This is a genomic window from Acholeplasma hippikon, from assembly GCF_900660755.1.
GTDB lineage: Bacteria > Bacillota_I > Bacilli_A > Acholeplasmatales > Acholeplasmataceae > Acholeplasma > Acholeplasma hippikon.
On sequence record NZ_LR215050.1, the window covers coordinates 61,377 to 86,435 of the forward strand.

General features: G+C 28.4%; 31 protein-coding genes, 1 tRNA gene and 1 pseudogene. 31 read left to right on the forward strand and 2 right to left on the reverse strand.

All coding sequences use genetic code 11. From position 1 onward, the window contains the following. The first annotated feature begins 35 nt into the window (after positions 1-35). The 3 genes from EXC59_RS00305 to EXC59_RS00315 all read left to right on the forward strand — a co-directional run bounded on the left by EXC59_RS00305 (position 36) and on the right by EXC59_RS00315 (position 3,752). Positions 36-1,796, forward strand: a complete 1,761-nt coding sequence (locus EXC59_RS00305; RefSeq protein ID WP_162163874.1) for an ABC transporter ATP-binding protein — start codon at positions 36-38, stop codon at positions 1,794-1,796. Further along, positions 1,793-3,598 carry an ABC transporter ATP-binding protein gene (locus EXC59_RS00310; RefSeq protein ID WP_035368252.1) on the forward strand — a complete coding sequence of 602 codons (1,806 nt, stop codon included), beginning with the start codon at positions 1,793-1,795 and terminating at the stop codon, positions 3,596-3,598. The genes EXC59_RS00305 and EXC59_RS00310 overlap by 4 nt, the downstream gene beginning before the upstream one ends. Before the next feature lie 77 nt (positions 3,599-3,675). Continuing rightward, positions 3,676-3,752, forward strand: a tRNA-Arg gene (locus tag EXC59_RS00315). Between the two features lie 276 nt (positions 3,753-4,028). Here EXC59_RS00315 and EXC59_RS00320 read toward each other — a convergent pair. Beyond that, on the reverse strand, positions 4,029-4,292 hold the full coding sequence (locus EXC59_RS00320) for a hypothetical protein (RefSeq protein WP_129614221.1): 264 nt from the start codon (positions 4,290-4,292) through the stop codon (positions 4,029-4,031). 228 nt (positions 4,293-4,520) lie between these two features. Here EXC59_RS00320 and EXC59_RS00325 point away from each other — a divergent pair, with 228 nt between their 5' ends. The 25 genes and pseudogenes from EXC59_RS00325 (at position 4,521) to EXC59_RS00435 (ending at position 20,759) form a co-directional block, all read left to right on the forward strand. After that, entirely contained in the window at positions 4,521-4,808 is a 288-nt protein-coding gene (locus tag EXC59_RS00325; protein ID WP_084145062.1) for a terminase TerL endonuclease subunit, read from the forward strand. Positions 4,809-4,834: 26 nt separating this feature from the next. Further along, positions 4,835-5,641: a hypothetical protein gene (locus EXC59_RS00330; RefSeq protein ID WP_035368246.1), complete on the forward strand. Its 807-nt coding sequence runs from the start codon at positions 4,835-4,837 to the stop codon at positions 5,639-5,641. Positions 5,642-5,791: 150 nt separating this feature from the next. After that, positions 5,792-6,175: a helix-turn-helix domain-containing protein gene (locus EXC59_RS00335; RefSeq protein WP_129614222.1), complete on the forward strand. Its 384-nt coding sequence runs from the start codon at positions 5,792-5,794 to the stop codon at positions 6,173-6,175. Between the two features lie 17 nt (positions 6,176-6,192). Then, positions 6,193-7,029, forward strand: coding sequence for an IS3 family transposase (locus EXC59_RS00340; protein ID WP_129614223.1), 837 nt, complete (start codon positions 6,193-6,195; stop codon positions 7,027-7,029). A 120-nt stretch (positions 7,030-7,149) separates the two neighbouring features. Then, positions 7,150-7,548 carry a phage holin family protein gene (locus EXC59_RS00345; RefSeq protein ID WP_269471626.1) on the forward strand — a complete coding sequence of 133 codons (399 nt, stop codon included), beginning with the start codon at positions 7,150-7,152 and terminating at the stop codon, positions 7,546-7,548. Continuing rightward, complete coding sequence (locus tag EXC59_RS00350; RefSeq protein ID WP_035368884.1) at positions 7,541-7,870, forward strand: phage holin, LLH family; 330 nt, start codon at positions 7,541-7,543, stop codon at positions 7,868-7,870. The genes EXC59_RS00345 and EXC59_RS00350 overlap by 8 nt, the downstream gene beginning before the upstream one ends. Before the next feature lie 81 nt (positions 7,871-7,951). Further along, positions 7,952-8,818: a hypothetical protein gene (locus EXC59_RS00355; RefSeq protein WP_035368885.1), complete on the forward strand. Its 867-nt coding sequence runs from the start codon at positions 7,952-7,954 to the stop codon at positions 8,816-8,818. A 34-nt stretch (positions 8,819-8,852) separates the two neighbouring features. Continuing rightward, complete coding sequence (locus tag EXC59_RS00360; RefSeq protein WP_035368886.1) at positions 8,853-9,314, forward strand: hypothetical protein; 462 nt, start codon at positions 8,853-8,855, stop codon at positions 9,312-9,314. A 26-nt stretch (positions 9,315-9,340) separates the two neighbouring features. Next, entirely contained in the window at positions 9,341-9,655 is a 315-nt protein-coding gene (locus EXC59_RS00365; RefSeq protein ID WP_162163962.1) for a plasmid pRiA4b ORF-3 family protein, read from the forward strand. Positions 9,656-9,792: 137 nt separating this feature from the next. Further along, positions 9,793-10,011, forward strand: a complete 219-nt coding sequence (locus EXC59_RS00370) for a hypothetical protein (protein WP_162163963.1) — start codon at positions 9,793-9,795, stop codon at positions 10,009-10,011. A gap of 5 nt (positions 10,012-10,016) precedes the next feature. Then, complete coding sequence (locus EXC59_RS00375) at positions 10,017-10,217, forward strand: hypothetical protein (protein WP_035368895.1); 201 nt, start codon at positions 10,017-10,019, stop codon at positions 10,215-10,217. A 63-nt stretch (positions 10,218-10,280) separates the two neighbouring features. Beyond that, on the forward strand, positions 10,281-11,456 hold the full coding sequence (locus EXC59_RS00380; protein ID WP_035368897.1) for a DUF3800 domain-containing protein: 1,176 nt from the start codon (positions 10,281-10,283) through the stop codon (positions 11,454-11,456). A 1,231-nt stretch (positions 11,457-12,687) separates the two neighbouring features. After that, complete coding sequence (locus EXC59_RS00385) at positions 12,688-13,431, forward strand: hypothetical protein (protein WP_162163964.1); 744 nt, start codon at positions 12,688-12,690, stop codon at positions 13,429-13,431. A gap of 128 nt (positions 13,432-13,559) precedes the next feature. Beyond that, positions 13,560-14,444 carry a 6TM ABC transporter family protein gene (locus EXC59_RS00390; RefSeq protein ID WP_162163965.1) on the forward strand — a complete coding sequence of 295 codons (885 nt, stop codon included), beginning with the start codon at positions 13,560-13,562 and terminating at the stop codon, positions 14,442-14,444. Next, the gene (locus EXC59_RS00395; protein ID WP_035368904.1) at positions 14,441-15,082 is read left to right on the forward strand and encodes an ABC transporter ATP-binding protein; all 642 of its coding nucleotides are present in this window, start codon (positions 14,441-14,443) and stop codon (positions 15,080-15,082) included. The genes EXC59_RS00390 and EXC59_RS00395 overlap by 4 nt, the downstream gene beginning before the upstream one ends. Positions 15,083-15,320: 238 nt before the next feature. Next, positions 15,321-16,268 carry a hypothetical protein gene (locus tag EXC59_RS00400; RefSeq protein WP_156952791.1) on the forward strand — a complete coding sequence of 316 codons (948 nt, stop codon included), beginning with the start codon at positions 15,321-15,323 and terminating at the stop codon, positions 16,266-16,268. Between the two features lie 524 nt (positions 16,269-16,792). Next, entirely contained in the window at positions 16,793-17,254 is a 462-nt protein-coding gene (locus EXC59_RS00405; RefSeq protein ID WP_129614225.1) for a hypothetical protein, read from the forward strand. Between the two features lie 83 nt (positions 17,255-17,337). Continuing rightward, positions 17,338-18,063, forward strand: coding sequence for a VOC family protein (locus EXC59_RS00410; protein ID WP_035368909.1), 726 nt, complete (start codon positions 17,338-17,340; stop codon positions 18,061-18,063). A gap of 39 nt (positions 18,064-18,102) precedes the next feature. After that, on the forward strand, positions 18,103-18,243 hold the full coding sequence (locus tag EXC59_RS07045) for a hypothetical protein (RefSeq protein ID WP_156952792.1): 141 nt from the start codon (positions 18,103-18,105) through the stop codon (positions 18,241-18,243). 85 nt (positions 18,244-18,328) lie between these two features. Next, on the forward strand, positions 18,329-18,886 hold the full coding sequence (locus tag EXC59_RS00415) for an NUDIX hydrolase (protein WP_197723475.1): 558 nt from the start codon (positions 18,329-18,331) through the stop codon (positions 18,884-18,886). A gap of 106 nt (positions 18,887-18,992) precedes the next feature. Further along, positions 18,993-19,217 carry a hypothetical protein gene (locus tag EXC59_RS00420; protein ID WP_162163966.1) on the forward strand — a complete coding sequence of 75 codons (225 nt, stop codon included), beginning with the start codon at positions 18,993-18,995 and terminating at the stop codon, positions 19,215-19,217. A 49-nt stretch (positions 19,218-19,266) separates the two neighbouring features. Beyond that, a complete protein-coding gene (locus EXC59_RS00425) occupies positions 19,267-19,461 on the forward strand; it encodes a heavy-metal-associated domain-containing protein (RefSeq protein ID WP_269471627.1) in 195 nt (64 codons plus the stop codon). A 14-nt stretch (positions 19,462-19,475) separates the two neighbouring features. Further along, positions 19,476-19,580: pseudogene (locus EXC59_RS07250) on the forward strand (GyrI-like domain-containing protein); the annotation flags it as partial. 90 nt (positions 19,581-19,670) lie between these two features. Further along, positions 19,671-20,078 carry a DUF4430 domain-containing protein gene (locus EXC59_RS00430; protein WP_035368914.1) on the forward strand — a complete coding sequence of 136 codons (408 nt, stop codon included), beginning with the start codon at positions 19,671-19,673 and terminating at the stop codon, positions 20,076-20,078. A gap of 120 nt (positions 20,079-20,198) precedes the next feature. Then, entirely contained in the window at positions 20,199-20,759 is a 561-nt protein-coding gene (locus EXC59_RS00435; protein ID WP_035368916.1) for a histidine phosphatase family protein, read from the forward strand. Positions 20,760-20,771: 12 nt separating this feature from the next. Here the strand turns inward: EXC59_RS00435 and EXC59_RS00440 are convergent, their stop codons facing one another. Then, the gene (locus tag EXC59_RS00440) at positions 20,772-21,290 is read right to left on the reverse strand and encodes a dihydrofolate reductase family protein (RefSeq protein WP_162163967.1); all 519 of its coding nucleotides are present in this window, start codon (positions 21,288-21,290) and stop codon (positions 20,772-20,774) included. 234 nt (positions 21,291-21,524) lie between these two features. Between EXC59_RS00440 and EXC59_RS00445 the strand changes: the two genes are divergently transcribed. From EXC59_RS00445 to EXC59_RS00455, 3 genes are all read left to right on the forward strand, one after another. Beyond that, entirely contained in the window at positions 21,525-22,178 is a 654-nt protein-coding gene (locus EXC59_RS00445) for a peptidylprolyl isomerase (protein ID WP_084145144.1), read from the forward strand. Positions 22,179-22,290: 112 nt separating this feature from the next. Next, complete coding sequence (locus EXC59_RS00450) at positions 22,291-24,441, forward strand: LTA synthase family protein (RefSeq protein ID WP_162163968.1); 2,151 nt, start codon at positions 22,291-22,293, stop codon at positions 24,439-24,441. 134 nt (positions 24,442-24,575) lie between these two features. After that, complete coding sequence (locus EXC59_RS00455) at positions 24,576-25,058, forward strand: glutathione peroxidase (protein WP_035368919.1); 483 nt, start codon at positions 24,576-24,578, stop codon at positions 25,056-25,058. The last annotated feature ends 1 nt before the right edge of the window (position 25,059 follow it).

Sequence of the window (25,059 nt, forward strand, 5' to 3'; positions counted from 1 at the left end):
TTAACGATAGTTAAAAATAGAAAGAAGTATGAAAAATGTTTAAATCATTTAGATATTTAAAACCTTATATCATAAGTGTTATTACAATTTTTGTATTAGTTGCTATTAGAGCGTTTCTAAACCTTATCGTCCCTAATTTACAAGGGTCATTAATTGATAGTATGATAAGACAACTTGAAGTAGCACCTGAACTAAGAGATTTTAGTGATATTTGGATATATGGTGGATTAATGTTACTTGCCACAGTCGTTGGTATTGTAGCAATTATTACATCAGGTTATATGGAAGCTAGAACTTCTTCAAATTACGCAAGAGATATTCGCAATGCAATGTATGAAAAAGTTCAAAAATTCTCTATGACAGAAGTAGATAAGTTTACAACTTCATCTTTAATTACAAGAATAACAAACGATATTACATCACTTCAAAGTACTGTGAACATGTTACTTCGTTCGGTTATTATGCAACCAATCATGGGGATTGGTGCAATTGTGATGGCATTTTTAGTGCATCCACAGTTATCAACAGTTTTACTATTTGGTGTTTTAGCCGTATTTACAGTTGTGGGTTCAATCTGGGCAATCACTTATAACAAGTTTAAAAAGATCCAAGTATTAGTGGATAAATTAAACTTAGTAACAAGAGAAAACTTAAGTGGTTTACGTGTTGTCCGTGCATTTAACACACAAGATGTTCAAGCAAAAAAGACTAAAGCTGTTGCTAAAGAGTCTTATGATATTAATGTCTTTGTTAACCGCTGGTTCACTGCAATGTGGCCAACAATGGGTTTTGTGATGCAATTAATTACCGCATCTATTATTTATTTTTCAATTAAAGGTGGATTCTTATTTGCAGGAAGCACACTATCTGCAGGACAATTATCAACACTTATTCAATATGGTTCACAAACGATTATGAACTTCATGATGATTACAACAACAATCATGATGTTACCACGTGCTGCAATTTCTGCTAACCGTGTAATGGATGTTATTGATGAGTTCTTAACCATTACTGAAGCATATGAACCAGAAGAACTACCTGAAAAAATTCAAGGTGAAATTGAGTTTGATGATGTATCGTTCCAATATCCAGATGCAGATCAACCAATTTTAAACCACGTATCATTTAAAGCTGAACCAGGTAAGATGACTGCAATCATTGGTTCTACAGGTTCAGGTAAATCAACATTAATTAACCTCATTCCAAGATTCTATGATGTAACAGGTGGGGCAATTAAAGTTGATGGTATTGATATTAGAAATATTAAAATCAATGATTATATGAAACATATTGGTTATGTTCCACAAAAAGGTATTTTATTCAAAGGAACGATTAAATCAAATATTGGATTTGGTCAAGAAGTACTTGATGAAGCATTAGTTAAGAAAGCTGCACAAATTGCGCAAGCTGAAAGTTTCATTGAAAACTTTGAAATGAAATATGATAGTGAAATTAACCAAGGTGGTACAAACGTTTCAGGCGGACAGCGTCAACGTTTAAGTATCGCAAGAGCAATTGCTAAAAATCCAGAAATTTATATTTTTGATGATTCATTCTCAGCACTAGATTATAAAACAGATAAAAAACTACGTTCTGAATTAGCTAAACATATTCACGCAACAATCATCGTTGTTGCACAACGTATTAATACGATTCGTCATGCCGACCAAATTATCGTTTTAGATAAGGGTAATGTTGTAGGTATTGGTACACATGATGAATTAATTAAGAATTGTGAAGTATACTTAGAAATTGCTCAATCACAATTATCTAAGGAGGAGTTAGGACTATGAACAAAGCCCATGGACGAGTTCCTCAAAAACCAAAAGACTTTAAAGGCACAATGAGACAATTAGGTTCATACCTAAGTAACTCATGGCCATTAATTATCCTTGCAGCAATTTCAGCAATTATTGCAGGGTTAACATCAACAACAACACCAATCTTTGCTGGTGCTGCCTTAACAAGTATTGAATATATTTGGAAAGGTCAAAGTGATGTGGTGTCATTATTTGGTGGATTCTTAAACTTAGGATTATACCAAAGCTTAACATTAGCACTAGTTTCAGCAGCGATTTCTTCATCATTGAACTACTTACAAGGTTATCTATTAATCGGTATTACACAAAAGATGACTTATCGTATGCGTGTTGACTTAGCAGATAAGATTAATACCTTACCATTAAGTTACTTTGATAAATATAAATTTGGTGATATCTTAAGTAGAATGACAAATGATGTCGATACAATTAGCCAAACACTAACACAAAGTATTTCAGAAATTTTTAGATCATTTGCGTTAGTTACAAGTATTTTAGTCATTATGTTCGTCCTACGTTGGGACTTAGCAATTATCGCCAGCGTTTCAGTATTCGTTTCATTATATGTTGCTGGACGTTTTGTTAAACTTAGTCAAAAGTTCTTCAGACAAGCAGCTAAGAATAATGGTGATATGAATGGTCACGTTGAAGAAGTATTCAACGGTCATAATGTTGTAAAAGTATTTAACTATCAAGAAAGAGCGAAGAAAGAATTTGATGAAATCAATGATCGTATCTTTGAAACATCATGGAAGAGCCAATTTATTTCAGGAATTATGATTCCAGTTCAATTCTTCTTTACAAACCTTGCCTATATTGCAATTGCAATGTATGGTGGTTACTTAGTCGCAACTGGCGCTTTATTAAGTGGGTTTATTCTTACCTATATTCAATACACACGTCAAGTAGCACAACCAATCCAATCAATTGGTCAATCCGCATCAGTGCTTCAACAAACAGCAGCATCTGCTGAACGTATCTTCCAATTATTAAATGCAGAATCAGAACCAGATGAAACAAAGAAACAAAAACAATTAAAAGAAGTTAAGGGTCATGTTAAATTTGAAAATGTTCAATTCTCATATGTGCCTGGAACTGAAGTTATTAAAGGTTTCTCTGCCGATATTAAACCTGGTCAGATGGTAGCAATCGTTGGACCAACCGGAGCCGGTAAGACAACAATGGTTAATCTATTAATGCGTTTCTATGAAACAACTGGTGGAAAGATTACAATTGACGGTGTTGATATTAAAGACATGAGCCGTGATGAAGTAAGAAGTTACTTCGGTATGGTATTACAAGATACTTGGATTTTTGAAGGCACAATCGAAGAAAACATTCGTTATGGTTCAATCGATAAGTCACCTGAAGAAGTTATAGAAGCTGCAATCGCTGCACAAACTGATCATTTTATTAAGTCATTACCGGACGGATATAAGTTCATGCTTAATGAAGATGGCTTAAATATTTCACAAGGTCAACGTCAGTTAATTACAATTTCTCGTGCAATGCTTGCGAACAAACCAATGTTAATTTTAGATGAAGCAACTTCATCAGTTGACACGCGTACAGAAATTTTAATTCAAACAGCGATGGATCGCCTAATGAAGGGAAGAACTGCCTTTGTTATTGCACACCGTTTATCAACAATTAAGAATGCAGATGTGATCTTTGTGATGAAGGATGGAAACATCATTGAACAAGGAAATCACAACGAATTATTACAACAAAATGGGTTTTATGCCGAATTGTATAACTCCCAATTTAATAATTAATTAAAACGAAAAAAAGTAAAAAAAAGGCTTTACATTCAGCACAAACTTTTGTATAATTGTATGTGCTGAATGAACGTGTCTGAATAGCTCAGCTGGATAGAGCAATAGCCTTCTAAGCTATCGGTCGGGGGTTCGAATCCCTCTTCAGACGCCATCGTGGAATTAAATAATGCTACACCTCGGTGTGGCATTTTTTATTTATATATAATGGAGTTATAAGCCTGACAAAGCCATTTGTTTAATTAATAGTATAAAACAATAAGAAAATTAAAAAGTACATAAAAAGAAATATAAAGAAAAAAAACGACTTTTACCAGTAGTTGGTACGTCGTTTTATTTTTGATTTAAAAGGGTATTCGTGTTCATTTAATGTTTTTAATCATTTCATTTAAAAGGGTATTCGAGATTACATTTGAAAGGCTATTCGTATTTAAGTTAAAAATAATTTCCAATTTATATTTAAGTTTAGTCTTGTTTGTATAAAATCATATGAACCTTCATAAATCGGATTTGATTGTAGTACCACATAGTAGTCTATATCTAGATCTGATTGATTAGATAACTTTAATATTATATTGAGATTTTCTCTATCAGTTGCTACAACACTTAAGAATATCTGTTTAGCTTCATAATCATTGATATTCTTTAATTGTTTCATAAACAACCTAAAACCACCATCGTAGTTAAACGCCATTATATGCTTATGGTTTAGTTTCATTAATTAACTCTTCAATGTTTTTCATTTGTAATGTAATATGAGAATCTTCCTTAATTTTCTCGAAATGAGAAGTAACCTTGTTTTTGAAAAAACTTATATTTTGGATAGGCTACAATAAGTTGTAACAAAAAGATAAGGACTTATCAAATTAGGCCACTATGGGTTGGCTATGATCCATGAAATAGTCAATATTGGACCAAAGAAATGGAAGAACTCGGATTTAACATGGAAAAGATAAGACAGGGAGTATACACTCTATCTGAACCGATGAAACAACTAGAAGCTGATTTAAAGAATGATAACGTCATTTATAACAACAATCCAATACTTAAATGGTGTTTATCAAATACTCAAGCTAAAGTAGATGTTAATGGAAACATCCAACCTTCAAAGCTTAATTCAATATATAAAAGAATTGATGGTACTGTTGCATTAATAATTGCTTATGCAGTTCTAAATAGATATAAATTAGACTTTGAAAATATGGTATAATAAACTATGAAAGATAGGTGGTTATATTGTTAAAATTTGAGTTAATTAGTGACAGTAGAGATATTGGGAAAAGATATCTATATAGTTTTAATAGATGGCAGGAATCCAATCTAACTAGCGAAATTTTTAGTGGACTAGATAGGGTAGAAATTGCTGATAAGTTAAGGAACAAAATGATTAAGATAACTTGTGATAATAACAAGTATTTTCAAATCGAAAAAATAAAAGGATCTCAAATTCAATATACAGGAAGTTCAGATAGCAATGATTATATGGGGGATCTTTATTTATATAGAGATAAACCACGAGAGCTATATATTGGTTTAAATTATGACTTAATATCAATGAAAAATAGTGAATCACTTTATAGAGAATATTTGTTAAAGGTTGTAAGTGATAATGACTTAAAAGTTGAATATCATGGGATCGTTGTAACCTTGACTTATAAAAATAAAGGTAAAATAGATAATGATGATTTTGATATAGATGTTTCTGTATATTCTCATGAGTTAAAAACAGTTAATTTAACTGCAAACACAATTGATATATCATTTTTATCCGTTTTAGCATATTTTATTATAAGTACTTGTATAAATGGAAAAATTGATACTGGTTATTTTGGTTATGCTGTCATTGCTATAATACTCACTTATTTAATACAGTTAATTTCTAGAACGATATATACAAAAAACACCTATTTAAATAAAATTTATAAAATGATATTTAAGAAACATAAATCAAGATTCACATATAAAGAATTTAAAAACAGAGTATTTGAATCATATAATAAAGCTAGAGAAGAAGATAAAAACAAAAAACTTACTGACCTTTAGTTGTTATTAAAGTTGATGGAACAGGAGGTCATTATGGCCATATTTAGAAGACGAAAAAACAAGGCTCTCAGTGAAATAGTAAGATGTTAGTAGACACAAAAAACTACTAGCATCTTTTTTTGTATAATTTAAGTAAAAGGAGGCATAACTATGGGAAGACCAAAAGGTGTTAAGAATAAGACTGAATCACGATACTGGAGTAAAGAAGCTAAGTATGAATATGTTAAGCTGGTTCTATCGGGCGAATGTAGTGCACTGGAATTAGGAAGAAAGAATAATATATCTAACGGAATGATTTCAACATGGGTCAGAAAATATAATGAAGGTGGCATAGATGCACTAGAGAATAAGAGAAAGCCAGGGAATCCACTTTCTAAATTTATGCTAAAGAAAAACCTAACAGAATTAGAACAACTCCAATATGAAAACATGAAATTAAGAATAGAGAATGAACGTTTAAAAAAAGGATACACAACCGAGGAGGTGATGGAAATAAAGTTAAGAAGAAAATCCAAAGCGAATACGAAATCATAGCTTTATTAAGTAAAGAAATGAATATTGAAAATTTATGTATATATATGGGTGTATCACGATCAGGATATTATAAATGGATAAAAAGAAAAGGTACCTTAAACAGGTACCAAATTAACAGATTATGGTTAATCGAAGAAATCAAAGAAAGTTATAAGAAGCATAAAGTATGGGGTTATAAACATAGAGCGGAGCATATTAGGAATAAAACAAAACGATACTTTTCAGACCTTTTATGCCATCAGTGCTGTAAATTATTAGGTATTCGTTCAAAAGCAAGAATGAAGCGCCACAAGTCCGGAAAAGAACACGAGATATATCCTAATTTACTACATGATTTTCATACAAGTCGTCCATTTGAGAAAGTATGTACAGATACAACAATACTAACGCATAAAAGTGGTAAATATGACTGGAATCTATATATTGATTTATTTGATCATACGATTATATCTTACGATATTAGACGCAGTAATTATGGTGCAAGTCCTTCAAATCACTATACAGCTGCAAAAAACTTTTTAAGACAAAAACAAAAAAGAGGATATATGAACCTTGACACGATTGTGCATTCTGATCAAGGAGCAATATATACCTCAAGAGGATTCAACTCTTTATTTAATCATACCATAAAAAGATCAATGTCGAGAATAGCAACCCCTACAGATAATCCAATTATTGAATCCCTAAATGGTTGGATCAAAGATGAACTTAAATATGACTATAATTTTTATCACAGTGATAATCCATTAGAGATTATAAAAAAGTATGTTGAGTATTTCAATAATGAAAGATTAGCATACTCATTAAGATATAAAACCCCAATACAGTATAGAACTGAATTGAGGTTTAAATAATTTTTTATGTCTACAAAGTATTGACTACTTCATCTCAGGAGCCTTTTAAATTAATAAGTGAGATTAAAGATAAATATTTAAAGGATGATAATAATGAAGTACAAGTATAGTGCTTTATTCATGGTAGGGACGTTAGGGTCCTTTTTTTCATACCTTTTTGGAGGGTTTGATAGTTTGATGATTGCACTAAATGTATTAATGAGTATTAATTTTTTAAGTGGTCTATTACTTGCAGTAGTATTTAAGAAAAGTAAGAAAACAGAAAGTGGCAGACTAAGTAGTGCTGCAGGTATTAAAAGTTTATCTAAAAAAATATTTATTTTATTCTTAATAGCAATGTCTCAGCAGCTAGATATTATACTTACAACTTCGTTTATTAGAGATGGAGCAATCATTGCCTTCATTTCAATGGAGGGTGTAAGTATATTAGAAAACTCAACACTTGCAGGTCTTAAAGTTCCAACAGTTATTAAAAATGTTTTAGAAGTCTTAAATAAGGATGGTAAAAAAGATGAGTAATCCAGAATTAGTAACAACCATTATAAGTATAGTGTTATCAATTATCTCTGCAGCATTAGGATATCTATCAAAGAGAAATGCTAAAGCTAAAAAGTATTATGAATCATATCTTAAGGTAGAAACTAGAATAAAAGAGCTTTGTATTATTGCAGAAGCTAATTATAAAAAGGGTGATCAGAAGAAAAAATACGTGATCGCAAATATTAGTATCTATCTAAAAGAAAATAATATTAACTTACCAGAAGAAGTAATAAATAAAATAATTGAATCAGTTATAAGTATTTCAAAAAATATTAATGCAGAAGGGCAGTCTAGAACTTAATCTAGATTGTCCTTTTTTTTGTTATCCAGGTAGTGTATAATTTATATAATAAAAGATATTTGAAAAGTGAGTTGATTAATTGTGTTAAGAATTATCTTCCTAACAATATTTGTAATTAATTCAATAGTAGTTCTACTTAATGGAGCGGCTAGTTTTGAAACAGCAATAAGGAATAAGCAATTTCAAAAAGTATTTAAATTAGGTATGAAAACTGGAGAGAAAATAGAAGAGGAATTAAAGATAACTACAAGCAAGTCTAAAAAGACTTCTTTAGTACTGGCCGTAATTATGTTATTTATTTTTGCTGTGGCAATTGTTACATTAGTAATATTTGTTCCCATTTTAATTGGATTAAGAAGTACTGCTATAAATGGGTTAGTTACATATCTGCTTATCACTACATCATGGGCTATTATCAAAATAATTTTTATGGCAAGAAATAAAAATATAAAATCAACAGCTTTAATGGTAACCTCAATAGGAGCAATATTTAATATTCAATTAATTATTATATTTATCTTTGGTTGGAATACTAATTTGCACACAATAGTTGAAACTATATATTTAACGGCAAACTCATATTCAAACACATTAACAATACTATTTCCAATTTTATATTTTAATTCCTTGCTTTTAAGCGTCTACCTCTATATAACATGGTTTATGCATATAAACAAAAAGATTAAAAGTTACAGGCCAAAGTTATCACACATATTAATTCTAACTGTAATATCATCCGTAATAGGATTAATTTATCTTTTTGAAATAGGTCTAGATTTTTCAAATAATCATTCTTTTAGTTTAATACTAAACTTAATAACTGTTGTTTTAGGATCTATACTCATTCCATCTATATTTTCTTTATCCACTAGAAGGACAGAAGATAGAACGTTAAAGACTCACGAGAATAATAGATATAGAAAACGAAGAAAATATTTGAGAAGATAAACTTATGTAATTAGATAAATGGTGATTTTAGTAAATGAACAACTTAGAAATTGCACTAAAAGGAATAAAAATTGCATCAAATATATTAGATATACCTGAGCCAAGTATATATTTTGCTAATTCAAACGAGTTACCTAATAATGAATTAACAGCAGTCTTTAGACATAAAGATTATGAAATAATATTTAATGAAGATTGGTTAACAAAAGTTCCATGGATCGAAGTAATGGTTACTTGTTTTCATGAGTGCAGACATGCTTATCAAGCGTACTCAGTTAAGCACAATTTAAATGAATCAAAAGAAACATTAGATAATTGGAACAATGATTTTAATACCTATAATATGCCAAGTGGAACATTAGATGAAAAAGAAGATATTAACTACTTAAATCAATCTATTGAAATAGACGCAATCATATGGACCCACATAAAAATAAAAGAACTATTTAAAGTAAAAACAATAGTTCCAGAAAGTATTAAAAAGTATTTATATTAACAAATATAAATAAGTAGGTGGATTGTATGAATTTCAGGTTAAAAATAGAGATGAACAACGTAGAAGAAATATATCCTAAAGGATTATATTTTGTTGCGATTTTACCAGTAAACATTACCTTTTTACAGTTACACAAAGTTATTATGGCTTGTACAAATTATCAAGATTATCATCAATGGGATTTTAACTTTAATAATGAATTTGAAGTTAAAGAAATTAATAAGTTTGATTTAGAAATGAGAGAAAATCCTTTTAGACCAGGAACAAAATTTCCAGATTTATTAGAAGCTAAAGATACAGTAATAAAAGATTTTTTTACTATTATGGATAGATTTATATGAATATCAAACATTAGTGGAACCATACAATTGTATTAATCTAATTCAAGGGGAAAATGTGATATAAATTTTTTAAAATTCTACTGGTAATTACAATAACTAAACAATAGTTAAAAACGTAGAAAGGGGAGTACAAAGAAATGAGAAAGAAAAGTAAAGCAGAAAAATGGATTATTTTAGAAACAACAATAGGATGCCTGTTTTTATTAGCAGGATCAATAATAGGTTTTAACTTAGGATTTGAAATACAATCAACCGGTGATGAAAATTATAAATGGATTTTCTTAGCATCATTATTTTGTTTGTTAATGATCCCAATTAGTATATTTTTGATTTATAAAAGATATTTTAGGAGATGAAATATATGAAAATATTAAAAAAAATTACAGTAGCTTTGTTTGTATTTTTGATACTTCTTACAATAGCTACATTTCAAACTGTATATGCATATCATGGTGTAGATGAGCAAAGTGCTATTGAGCTAACTGAAACAGACTTCATAGATTTATTTGACTCAAACAATAATCAGTTCACTTCCAAGAAGCGACTTTATGCAATGGCATAGAGAGAATATTTTTAAAGGATAATAGGTTAATGCTGAAGTTGATGTATCTAAATGAGGTGAAGTATGAATCATACAAAAATATATTTTGATGAATCTAGAAATACAGGGGAAATTAAATTAAAAGAAAATAAACTCAATTACAATGAACAAAGATATTTTATTCTTGTAGGATATATAGAAGATGATGAGATAACAAACAAATATCGAAAATTTAAAGAAAAATACTTAAACATATTATATCCAAACAATGAATCTAAAGAGATCAAAGGGTCCGATTTATTAACACGGGCAAACAATCCTCTGTTAAATGAATTTATTAATGATTTTATACATGGTAGTAATTTACTTATAACTATTTATGATAAAAAGTTTTTTATTTTAACCAACTTTTTAGTATGGTTGTTAGGAATACCTTTCAAAGATCTTTATCCTAATGACTTTATGAAGTTTAACGAGTTCTTAATAAAGATAGATGAGGTATTCTTAGGTATATTTATTAATACTATAAACTATAAGACAAAAGAGAATATAAAAAAATTTATTGAATATGTAATAAGTTATGATTATAAGGAATGTATTACGTGTGAGTTAGAAATTCACATCAGAGATGAGTTTGTTGGTTTGGTAAAAGCATTTTATGATCAAGGAGAAGGCTATATAGAAATGCTAAAAGATGATATTGTCGCTGAGAGTATAAGGATAGACAAAAAGAGTCGAAACAACATTGTAAATTTGACTGCTTTAGGTGAAACAATATTACTTTATAAGTTAAATAATGGGTCAAGCAATAGTAGTTTTAAAATATATCATGACAATATAGAGACTGTTCAAAAATATATGGATTACTATTTTAAGAAAGCAGATATTGATCTTGAGTTTATTGATAGTAAAAACAATTTATCCATTCAATTAGCAGATAATGTAGCTAGTATTATGGGAAAATTTATAAATAATATTTTACCTATTCAATCTGACAATAGTATCAAAACTGCACTGTCTAAAGATAAGGAATGGACAAGAAGTAACTTATCAAAAATATTTAATACAGTAGAAAAGAAAAATATTAAAATGGTAATACATCTTATAGAACAAGCTTTTTTGAATACTTATTGCAATACAACTATTAATGAATTATATAAATTTAAATCTGAATTACTTATAAATCTAGATAGAAGATTTTATAATGAAATGTATAATCATAAAACCTTAGTAGAGACAGACAAATTATTTAAATTATAGGAGTTTCAAGATGTCAGATTTGGTAAGGAAAATTAAGATTAAATACTGTATAAATTATGATAAAAAACAAGCAAACTCGAGGATTGCAAAAATACTCTTATAAGGCTATAATAGAAGCATATAATGTTTTGTCTAGTTGTGTAGCAAAATGAACACAGACACTATTTGGCTTGTTGCAAAATGGACACACCAAATTGAAAGTTTGTAGCATTTTGAACACAAGGGATATTAAAAATGTTGCAAAATGAACACACCAAGTTGAAAGTTTGTAGCATTTCATTTACAGCAAGACATCGTGGAATTAAATAATGCTACACTTCGGTGTGGCATTTTTTATGCTTTTGAAGTATTGTTGATATATGTTTGAAGTAGCATTGAGAAGGAAAGGAAACTTTTATAAAAAATCCCTATATTTTTAAATTTTAGATGAAATTATAAATTTATTAGTAACTTTAATTGAGGGTTGAATAAAGGCTACTCGATAAATATTGCCTTTTTACTAAGGGTTAAAGAAAGGCTATTCGAGTTAAATTATAATGATTTGCCACATAACATCTATATTAAGCCGAGTTTGAATAAAATTAAATGTTCCAAATAGTATAGGTTTATTATTTAATTCATCAGCTAATACAATCTCATCAATGTTCCTATTTGATAAATGAATACATAAAAAACTCATCACCTTAATTAAAAAACAGAAACAAACAAAAATACCAAGTAGCTAAGGAACTAAGGCGAAAATATACATTAAAAGATTTACTTCTAATATCAGGACTTTCAAAGTCTGTTTACTATTATTATGAACACCAAAATGAGACTGATAAATTTCACGATTTTAAGATACTTATTTCAGAAATCTTTGAAACTAGTAACAAAACATATGGCTATAGATGTATTAAACTAGCGCTTCAAAACTTTTATTGGATTAAAATATCATATAGACTTATATATTAAATCATTTGAAACTTATTTCTAAGAGTTATATAATGATGGTAAAGTAGATATAATAGCAACCGGTAAGTAAGTCAATCAAGCGGGTTCACACGCTTTTAAAGCACCATAATGTGCAAGGGGAAATATCGCATTACCCAGTTATATCTATACTTAGATTATAACACTAGGACAAAAACTTAAAAAACAATAATAGTAATTGAGCACTGACTCAAAACTACATTACTATTATACGATGGAGAAGTAAAATGAAAAAAGTATCTATCTTATCAGTCTTGATATGCTTATTATGATGGTCTTCCTTCTAGGGAATAACAACTTTGTATATGCTACAGCAAGTGTGGATCCACAATTGGGTCAAGTGTATGATTGGACCGCAGTATTAAATGATTATTCCACTCACAAAAATAAAGTCTACACTGGTCCATATTATAAAATCGGAATCATAGGTAAACATGATAAAGTCGAAATTGGTGATGATATTAAACTTGAATTTAGGCTTGTTCATAATTATACTGGTGGTTATAAAACAAAGGCGCAAATATTAAATATGCAACATACCCAATACGATGCTATGACACTTGAAAACCAAGTATCTGTAACAGTTTCGACCACAATTGGCCAAACAAGTGTCGCTAAACTTGGTTTATCTCTAGGTGATATGGGTACAGCAGAAGTAAGTCAATCTACTAATCACTCATTGACTCTTTCAACTACAACCGTCTATACTGAATCCCAAATTACTTCTAACACATTAACTTATGATTTCAACCTAGATGTTATTCCATCAGATCAACTATACTTTGCATATGGTAAAGTAGCGGTTTATGTTAGATATAAAGTAAAAAAATCTTATAGATATGAAAATATTTTATGGTGGTGGCAAGAGGAAGCTAGTACAGTTAAGACTAATTACACAGCTTATAAGTATCTTTTTGATTTAGACACTTTTGTATATACAAATGATACATTTGGTGATACCGTATCTGGTGTGTATTCTTTCGGTACATTCAGCTTAAATTGATTATGCATAAAACAATAAAATCAATCCGTTTTTATAAATTAAATACTCTTTCAATACTATTGATTTATAGTCTTTTGACCATTTATTCTTCGTTAATTATTTTTAGTTTTGCAAGTCAACATCATAGAATGGAGCGTCAAGCTTCATTCTATGATGATTTTGATATCATCCTTATCAATCCTGAAGATGAAACTATATCATATGTAAATGATGAACAGGGTAATATTATATATAAAATTACTTATGAAGAAGTTGATGGCCAATACATTCAAGTAGTACTTACAACAAAAAAAGGGATTGAAGTTGGATTACCGGTTTATGATGGAGAATTAGTTTTTATCCAAATAGATTCAAAAAAAACTTTTGAAACTAATGTTTTATATTCTAATTCGGAGACTATTAATAACCTTGATAATGGCGAGTTAGTATTTCCGATAAATCCATTCATTATGAAATCTTATGACCCAATTGTCAGTTTCAAGATTGTTCCATTTATTGATGATGGAGATGTGTACTTGTTAAAAGATAATAGTAACCTTGAAAATTATCTTCAAAGTAAGAATCGTTGGAATTATATCAATAATGTTTCATTTACTGGATCATCAACTTATCTTAAATCTGACTACATATCTAAATATGATATCTTCATGATTTTATATACAATGATTACTTTATTACCAGTCATTTTCTGCTTAATAGTTTTCAATTTCTTATTAAGATATCAGCTTGATAAGCGCTTTGATGAAATCATTATTAGGAACATATTTTTCGCATCAAATAAAAATATATTCAATCAATTTATTTTGGAATTTCTTGTAATGACAGCACCAATAACCATCTTAGGAATTATAGTTTCATATTCAATAATTCCAGTAAATATATTCTATATACCATTATTTTTTGTAATACTGATAGTCATTTATATGACATTCTTCACTTTCAGTATCAATGCTAGATTAAAACGTGTTATTCGTGAAAAAAGACTTGAAATCTTATTAAGGAGTTCAGAATGATACATATTAAAATCAAAAATAAAAGTTACGGTGAACTTAATATATTCAATAATGCTGAATTAGTCATCAATGAAGGGGAATTTATCGCCATCAAGGGTCCTTCTGGTTCAGGCAAAACGACATTAATAAATATAATCGGTATGTTGGATCAAGATTATGAAGGAACTTATATCTTTGATGGCATCTCACTTGGTGATAAATACATCAAGCAATATAGAAAGTCTTTTTCCTATATGTTTCAAACGCCATTTTTAATTCCTTATTTGAATGTTTATGAAAATATTATCATGCCTTTGGTGAATAAAGGACTTAAAGTCACTAAACCGGATCTTGACAATATACTTAAAGAATTAAACATGCTTGATAAAAAGTATAGTAATGTCAATATATTATCTGGTGGTGAAAAAACAAGAGTCAGTCTAGCTCGTGCTATTATCTCGGATGGGAAGATTCTTGTCATTGATGAACCAACCGGTAATTTAGATCCAACTCATGCTGATATTGTCATTAAAAGTATAAGTCGTTTAAGAAACTTATATAATCTCACAGTGATTATGGTCACACATAGCAACAATTTTGATCATTATTATGATAGGATAGTTAAAATTGAACGTGGTAAACTTGTCGATGTCAATTAAACAAATTCATAAACTATCTCTATATCCAAAATGGAGTAATAAGTTGATTGGTAGAATAACTTTTATATCAGTTATTTTCCTATCTTTTTTCAATTTGATTCTTCTATTTGTCAATGCTGATTTAAACTTCAAATATTCAAATATGCCTGCAAATGGATTTATAGAATATGAATCATATTCGATAAAAACTGAAGATTTAACCGAATATGAAAATATAATAAGTATGAGATCTTCCCATTTGGAAAGTCGCATTAACACCAATGTTTCGTCAAGTATCATTATTAGTGATACATTATATGGTTCAACAAGTGAGTTTGGTCAAGTTGGTGGTTATAGTATTGATTTTACAGATTATATAGAATTTTATGTTGGCATGCATTATTTACAATATATTGAGATTAATTATTTTTCAAACAATCATAGTGGTCTATTACTATCTAAAGAATTATTTAACCAATTATATCCTCTTCAAAATACAATTCAAACCATGTATATAACGACTGATGTATTCGGATTTGAATTTATTGAAGTTGATGTTGTGGGTTACTTTGAGACAACACAATTCAAGAGTATACTATTTGATCAATCTGATGATGATGCTATTGATTTAACAATGACCATATTATCGGATTTTGAGACATATCTAAATATAAATAATTCTTTAGGCATATTTGATGATGTATATCCTAGAATCATATACATGATGGATAAAGATATTGATTCATTAGATACTGCAATCATCAATCATTCATTCACTCAACCTAACTATAAGTTGCTGAAAACAAACCAAATTATTAATTTATTCTCCCCACTCATTACAATGATTCAAAATACACTGATATTCTTCTTTATTGTTATTTCATTATTAATGGTATTCTTTTTATTCTTAAGATTTGATGATTTGAAAAGTGTGTTGTTCATCGAGAATATCTTCTTTAACTCAAAAGGAAAGATTATTACAAACATGTTCTTATCTAATCTTTGGATATCACTTAAACAAATTGTGATTGCGTTTGTGTTAACCATCCTTGGCCATGTGATTATTTACTTCATTAGTGGTTATTGGATTGATTTATGGTTTATCCATATAGGATCATTAATAGTTATAATTATACTAAATCTATTAGTAATTCCAATATACTACTTAACATTTCCTAAACTATTGCATGTGAGATTGGTTGAATAGGCATAAACTAAAGACATAAAAGCATATCTTTACTAATGGTGAAAAAGAATTATTTAGGTGGACAATCCAGATATGAGTCTTGGAGAGTAATTAAATTTAATGAAATTCAAGTTATTTTAAATTTTAAGATATATAAATTATTGTGTGGTAACAATATACCTATCCATTATAGTGTGGTATACCACACAATTTTTTAAAGGGCCAAATTTTATGATTAGCAAATTGGAAGAATTAAAAGTGGAACCATTTATTCCTAAAGATATAATAGATTAATGTAATTAAGTAGAATCCATGACTAAGTATTCATTCAAATTTTAGGAATCGTTATATGTTTAGTAGTAAAATCAACACATCAAGTGGAAAGTTTGTAGCATTTCATTTACAGCAAGACATCTTAAGTAAAATATATGTCATCGTAAGTGATGGCATTTTTTTTTGCATTTATAAGTAAATCAATATTTAAAAAAGTATTATGGTAAAATCAAACTGTAGAACCATTTCTTATTTTTCAAAAGGGGATAAATATGAAAGAAAAAATTTTAAAATCGAATAAATATCAACATTATAAAATGAATTTATTCGTATTAACATCAGTATATTTTTTATTATTTGTAATTTTTAATGCTTATCTTTTAATTGGAATTGATACAATTGATAATCCAGCATCCATTTTCTTAATGATTAATCTCGTTGTTTTAGTTCCATTTCTTCCAGTAATCTTATACTTTTGTTATAAAACAGTTTCAATTAAAAAAAATATCAACAACTACAAAGTTTATCAGGGTGTGATTAAAAACATCTATTCAGGTAATTTTTCTAGAATTCAATCAAGAGATCTATCTGTTAAAGTAGAAGAAAGATTAGAACTATTAGAGACTAAAGTTTTTAGTGGACCTTTATTTGATGAAGTTGCAAAAAATGTAAAAGTAGAAATACTATTTGATGAGAAACGTCAAGATGCAATTATTACAAAGGTTTTAGAATAAAAATATTGATTCATCTTATCAGTAGTGTTTTAGATTAAGGATTATAATGAAAGTGTATAAATTGAGTGTAGGAGGATATTTATATGCAAAAGGTTATTACATCCATTTGGCTACAAAAAGATTCAACTGAGGCATTTAACTTTTATAAAGAAGTATTTAAAGATGTAAAAGAACATCGAAAATTAGAACTTCATCATGGTAGTGAATATGAAACAACGATACGATTCATGAGTATAAAGAATTTCACATTCATGCTGATGGGTAATGGGCCTTTTGAATTAACAGAAGCTATCTCACTTGCCTACTTAGTAAATCCATTCTTAAATAGAAACGCTAGAAGTGAAATAGAAGATATTTATAAAAAATTAGTTGTTGGTGCGAAAAAAATCATTCAACCACTCGAATTAGAACATCCAAAGGCGTGGATTATAGATAAGTTTGGTTTATCATGGTGCATTGGATATTCAAGTAAAATCCATAAAGAAACGTTAGTTATGCCATATTTAGTATTTACTGGAAAACATCATGGATTTGCCAAAGATGCAATTAATTATTATCAAGAAATATTCCCTCAATTTGACCTCATGCAAAGTTTTGAAAATAAAGAAGAAAAAACATTTATTAGTCAAATCAAATTATTCAAAGAGCCATTATTAATTGGTGATGACAGCTTTACAAAGCATTTTACAGAAGCATTCTCTTTAATGGTTATTTGTGAAGACCAAGCTGAGATAAATAGTTATTGGCATAAGTTATCAAGCTTTAAAGAATCAGAGAATTGTGGATGGTTAAAAGATAAGTATGGATAATCTTGGCAAATTATTCCAAGATTCTTACATGATCTAAATATGAAAGGTATCGTATCAGATATAGAAAAAGTTATTCAAGCATCTTTTTCTATGAAAAAACTAATCATTAAAGATCTTGAAAAAGTACTAGGTATTAAAAATGATGAAAAAACAATAAAGAATATCTTTAAGAAAAAGTAAATGGTGAATTTGAATCATATGACTATACGTTTGATAGTGAATAATATTTATAAAGTTTCACGATTTATCTAAGAAAGAGGACATGATGAAAGTAAAAGAAATTGAAAATTATATTCCAAAAAATGAACAGGAAAAAATAGATAAAGAGGCAATGATCCAGTTTGCCAGTAGAAATGAAGATGCATTTTTAAGAAGTAATCTTATGGCGCATTTTACGAACTCAGCAATTATTACAAATAGTAAGAAGGATAAAGTGTTATTTATTAATCATTTAATTTATAAATCATGGGGTTGGGTTGGAGGACATAACGACGGTATAGAAGATTTTCTTGCTGTTGTTCTTCGTGAAGCAACCGAAGAAACAGGCGTTAAAAATGTTAAGCCATTATTAAATGAGCCTGTATCACTTGATAACATCTTTGTTCCTTATCACATTAAAAATGGTAAGTTTGTTGGTGATCATATTCATATGAACCTAGCTTATTTATTGGTTGCTGATGAAAATGAACAATTAGTAACGAAAGTTGATGAAAATAGTGGTGTAAGATGGTTTACGCTTGATGAGGCACTCAATTACGTGACTGAAGAAAGAATGATTTATATTTATAAGAAGATATTTGATGTATTAAAATCATTAAAATAATAAAAAGTATTACAAGCACTGATAAGAGAAGGCTATTGGAAAAAAGTATTTACCTCAAAAGAACATGGATATAACAGTAATTAATAAATAAAAAGGGGATATATAAATGTTTTTTAGGAAGAAAAAACGTGTAAACGTTGGTATGTTTGTTGTAAAAAATGAAGGTGATACAGTAGAAAATGAATTATCACAAGATGTAAAAACTGTCCAAGTTGGCTTATCTAAAGGAAAACTTGGTGTAAAGACAAAAAACGAAAAAGCCATTAATCTAAAAGAACTATTCAAAGAAGATGAAGATGATGATAATTTCTTTGATATAAATAACATGTGAGATCTTTATTTTATTTAATATAAATGTAATTACGACTAAAGACAGCGGAATTGATTGCATGGGATGCGTTAATAAAGTAACAAATGCCATCTTAAAAGTTGATGAAACTAAAAAAGCAGAAGTGAATTTAAAAAGACAAGTTGTTAAAATTGGAGTAAATGCTGCAAAAAGAATCGCTCTTATGTTAATTAAATCTGCGATAGAATTTACTGAATACGAATGCAAAGAAATTAAAAACTATTAGGTATTTAAATGATAGATTTTAATAATCGCTATCACTATGAAATTAATTTATCAGATCCTAGAAAAGTAGAAGCGGATAAACTAAAAACAATTATCAGACATCCAATCAAGAAAAAATGACTATAGTAAAAAACTATAGTTTTTTTATATCCAAAAAACGCATATTTGGGCTATAATATTATACATATGATTTTTCTTCGAGGTATTATTATGAAAAAGACAAGATTAATAGGCACAATCATCATTTTAATCACTGGAATGATTATCCTTGCGATATCTTTAAATCTTTTGCTTGATAAAAAAGAAGTAAGCACCACAGGGGAAATAAAAATTGAAATTATAGGTAGTGATTATAGTTTAATCAAGTCTAAAAATATTACATTCACACTTGGTGATAACTTAGTTGATATCATAAAAGATAATTTTATGAGAGTTAAAATTGAAGAAACTTCTTTTGGTATGTTTTTAAGAAATATTGAAGGCTACCAAACACCGTCTGATTATAGTGAATATATCGCAGTTTATGTAGACGGTATTTATAGTGAAGTTTCAATCGATGAAATTGTACCAAAAGATAGCACAGTTATACTTTTACTTGTAGAATCATTCCAAGGATAAAAGGTTTATTTGTTTTAAAGGGTTTTTGTGAAGGTTATAAACATTTTAGATAATCTAAGTGTTTAAACTACTTTATATAATTAATCAATGATTTATTGTATAAAGTATCAAGGAGAAAATATGACAACAGTATACTTTATTAGACATGGTATCCCAGATTTACGTAATAAAACTGAAAGAAGACACCTAAGTCAAAGAGGTCTTCTAGATTCATATAATATCGCTAAATTACTTAAGCGTACACATTTTGACAATGTTTATTCAAGCCCATATGAAAGAGCTTATCAAACAGTTAAACCTCTAGCGGATTCTTTAAAAAAGGAAATTGTTGTAGTTGAGAATTTTAAAGAAAGAACAGTTGGAACCTGGGTTGATGATTTTGATTGTTATGCAGAAAAACAATGGTTAGATTTTGATTATAAATTACCATTAGGTGAATCTTTAAGAGAAGCTCAAGAAAGAAATGTTCAAGCATTCTTAGCCCTATTAGCAGAAAATCAAAATAAAACAGTAATCGTTGGCACTCACGGGACGGCCTTAAGTTTAATTCTTCATCACTTTGAACCAGACTTTGGATATGAAGATTTTAATCAGATTAAAGATTTAATGCCTTATATTTTAAAAGTTAGTTTTGATGGGGAAAAAATTGTTTTAAAAGAAGTAATTGAACTATACAAATAAGAAATAAAGCGCTCATTTCGAGCGCTTTTTAAATACAATTTCTACGAATTGTCCATATTTTGACACAGATTCAAGTTCATACCTTAAGTTTCTAGTAATATCTTTAAAAAGTGGAACACCTTCCCCAAGAATAACTGGTGCAATCTGAATAATTAAATAATCAAACAAATCTCTATTAAGTAGTGGTGTCACTAAAGTATTACCGCCAATAATCCAGATATTTTTATCTTGAGGTAGCGAATAAATAAATGAAGCAATATCACCACTTATAGGCGTAAACTGATCACTTACTTCATCTTTATGACTTGTTAAAACATAGTTTTTTGTTGCAGCATAGAACTTTTCAAAATTAGGAATGTTTTTAATGTAATCATAGGTTCTCTTACCCATCACTGTCACATCCATTTTTTTATAAAAAGCTTCATATGTTGTTTCTTCTGAACTACCAGTTTCATGTAGCCAGTCTAACTGATGGTTTTTATCTGCTAAAAACCCATCTAAAGTAATACAACCATAAAAATAAACACTCACCTTATCACCTCACCTTTATTTTATATAAAAATATAAAAAGCGAGTAGTTAATGCAATTAATTAAAAAAATTTATGATTTAAAGGGTTAAAAACTATAAAAGTAGTGTTTAAACATTTAAACTTGCAAGCAAGTTGATTCATGAGAAATTTAAAAAAATAACAAGAATAGAATAAATAGATAAATTGATGAGAATATTTGTTATAATGACTAAAGAACTTGAAAGGATAAGGCAGATGAAAAAATTTAGTTTATTATTAATTGTTTTATGTTTAGTTCCATTAATAGGATGTGGAAAAGAAACTGAAGTAGAAGAAGAATTAGAAGAACAAGAAATTGATTTAGAAACATTAAAGGATTTAGCTTATTATGAATATTTAAATTATGATAATCCCGTAATTACCATAAAGGTTAAAAATTTAGGTGAAATGAAGGCTCAATTATTTCCAAATGTAGCACCAAATACAGTTAATAACTATATAACTTATATTTTAGATGAAAGTTTTAAAAATTCACAGTTTCATCGTGTGATTAAAGACTTTATGATTCAAGGGGGAATTGTAAAGCAAACAAGAAAAGCAATCCCTGGAGAATTTAGAAAGAATAATTTTGACAATCCTTTAAACCATACAAGAGGTGTATTATCGATGGCAAGAACTGCCACAAGTTATAATTCACAAACATCACAATTCTTTATTATGCATGTAAATTATCCGTTTTTAGATGGAGATTATGCAAGTTTTGGAGGATTAATTAGTGGTTTTGATGTCTTGGATGCAATTGCGAATATGAAGACAAATTTTAATGATCAACCTTTAGAAGCGGTAATGATTGAATCAATCACCGTTAATTTAAAAAATTATGAAGTAAAAGAAGTAATCTATGCTTAGTAAACTAACCCCTTAAAAGGGTTTTTTATTTTAAAAAAACCACAATTTAATGAAGTTTCATAATTAAGGGTGAAAAAAGAAAAATAGATAAAAGTATGATATAATTTGAGTTATGAAAAAGATAGATTTTAAAAAACATAAAAACTTATTATTGTATATTGCTGCAATAGGTGTATTCTTTATAGGTAACTTAATCAATACTTACTTTTTAACGACAAGTTCACTCAATAAATATTTAGTTTCATTTGATAGAACTTTTGTTGGAGAATTAAACTCATTACTAGGTAACATGTTAATTTTATTTGTTATTTACTTAGTGGTTTTTCTATTGGTTAAAAACCAGAAGAAACGTTTATTAACATTAGCAATTGTTTCATTTGGATTAAACGTAGCAATTTTCTCACTAACTATTTTTACTAAATATTACGGAACGATTTTCTCTTTTTATAGTTTAACCTTATTTAAAAATCCTGCGGTTGCATTAGGGTTAAGTATTGTCTTTGAATCATTTAAAGAATTAATTACGTATTACCGCATTATTTTATTTATTCCGTTTGCTATTGGTTTAACACTATTCTTCTTATTTGAACGCGATGCAGAAGTTATTCGATTAGAAAAGAATAAGAAGTTAATTTATAGTTTCTCAGGATTTATTTTAAGTGTTTTAGTATTTTTATTAAACTTAACATTATTCTGGAACTCCATCGATAACTGGCCAATTAATGCAAATAGAAGTACATATGCAGCACAAAATGTTGGTATATATAATTATTATTTATATGAAATTTTTGGTGAAAACTTCACCATAGATGTTGATAAGAGTATTCCAGTTTCAACTGAGGAAGAATACATTGAATTATTTGATTTGTATAATACCAATAAAGAAGCATATACAAACTTTATTGATAAAAAAATATATCAAAATAAATTAACATTAGCTGATACCAATGGTATTACATATATTGATGAATCACTCTTAAAAGATGATTTGTTAAATGGCATGTTTGAAGATAAGAATGTCATGATTGTGCATTTAGAATCATTAAATTATTTTGTAACACTTTTACCTGAATTAAGTAAAGAAGTTCCTTTCTTGAATGAATTATTAAAAGAAAGTTATGTTTTAGATAACTTCTATAATAGTGTTGGTGTGGGTACAAGTGCTGATGCTGAATATACGATTTTATCAGGTTTACAACCTGATGGTAAGTCAACAATTTATTGGGATTTCTTAGATAATAAATTTGATATTATGACTTTACCTAAGTTATTTAAAGATAAAAATTATTATACTGAAGCTATTCATGGAGATACAAGTTTATTTTATAACCGTGAAGTTGTATATGATGAAATGATGGGCTTTGATAACTATTATTCTAAAGAAGACTTTGATCGTGACGGATATGATAATGATGATTATGATCATGAAAATCCATGGTTATCTGACCGTGCAATGATGGATTATGTCTATAATCGAGCGAAAGCATTAGAACAACAAAACCAAAAATATTTCTTGTTCCCGATGACAATTATGCCACATACACCATATTTATATGATCCATATGATAAACCAAATAGACCTCAAATGTATTCTAAGTTATGGAATAAAGAGTTATCTGGAGAAACATTAAAATATATTTATTACTTAACGTACTACAATGAAATTTTAGAAAGATTATTTGTTGATCCGGTGACAAAAGAAAGTCGTGTTTTAGATAATACAGTTTACTTATTCTATGGTGATCATGGAACAAACCTTTTAAATGAAAATCTTTCAGTGATGTTTAAAAATTCAGCAACTGAAATGTTAACTGAAATTGAATATCGAAAACATAATGCACAAGTTGCTGGATTCATTTATGTACCTGGAAATGAAGCCTTACCAAATGGTTTAAAGAAGGGTATGTTAAAGGGAAGTCAAACGTTAGTTAGAACACAAGCTGATTTCTATCGTACAACAATTGAACTCTTTAACTTAGATAGAAGTAAGACAGTTTACTTTGGAACAAATCTTTTAAGTAAAGAACCTGGTTATAGTGTAAACAATAGAATTTTAGATATTTATACAAATACATATGATTCTAAAACAGACAGTTACGGATTTAAATACTACTCAATGATTAACTCAGACAAGTATTTTGGTGGCGATAAACAAGGTGTTGTTGAAGGATTAAATGAATATATTATTCTTAAAAAACAGTTGGGTGAAGTTTTCATTCAAAAAGATTTATATAAAGAATGGTATAAAAAAATAAATGAATGAGTAAATAAGGATGCGAATTAGACTTCGCATCTTTTTTTTGCACTTTATGACATTTTTCATGCATTATAAAACATTGTTTAAAAATAAATAAAAATGAAAATTATAATGAATGCTGTAAATATAGGAGGTAGTATATGAGTATTTATCAAATTAGAGTTGAAGACATTGATAATAAAGTTGTGATGTTAGATGAGTATAAAGGTAAGGTATTATTAATTGTTAATACCTCAACAAGTTGTTACTTGACACCGCAGTATGAAGGTTTACAAAGTCTTTACGATAAGTATAACCGCAGAGGGTTTGAAGTATTAGACTTCCCTACAACAGAATTTGAGAAGGATAGTCCAAAAACTATAGAAGATATTAATAAGTTCTGTGTGGATCATTATGAAACAACATTTAGAAGATTTCAAAAAGTAAGAGTGAATGGTGATGATGAATCTATTTTATATACATATTTAAAACGTCACCAAAAAGGATTATTCAATAAACATATTAAATGGAACTTTACCAAGTTCTTAGTTGATCAACATGGTAAAGTCATTAAACGATATGGTCCATTAGTAAAACCTGAAAGAATAGCACTTGATATTGAAAAGCTTTTATCAGGTAAATAAG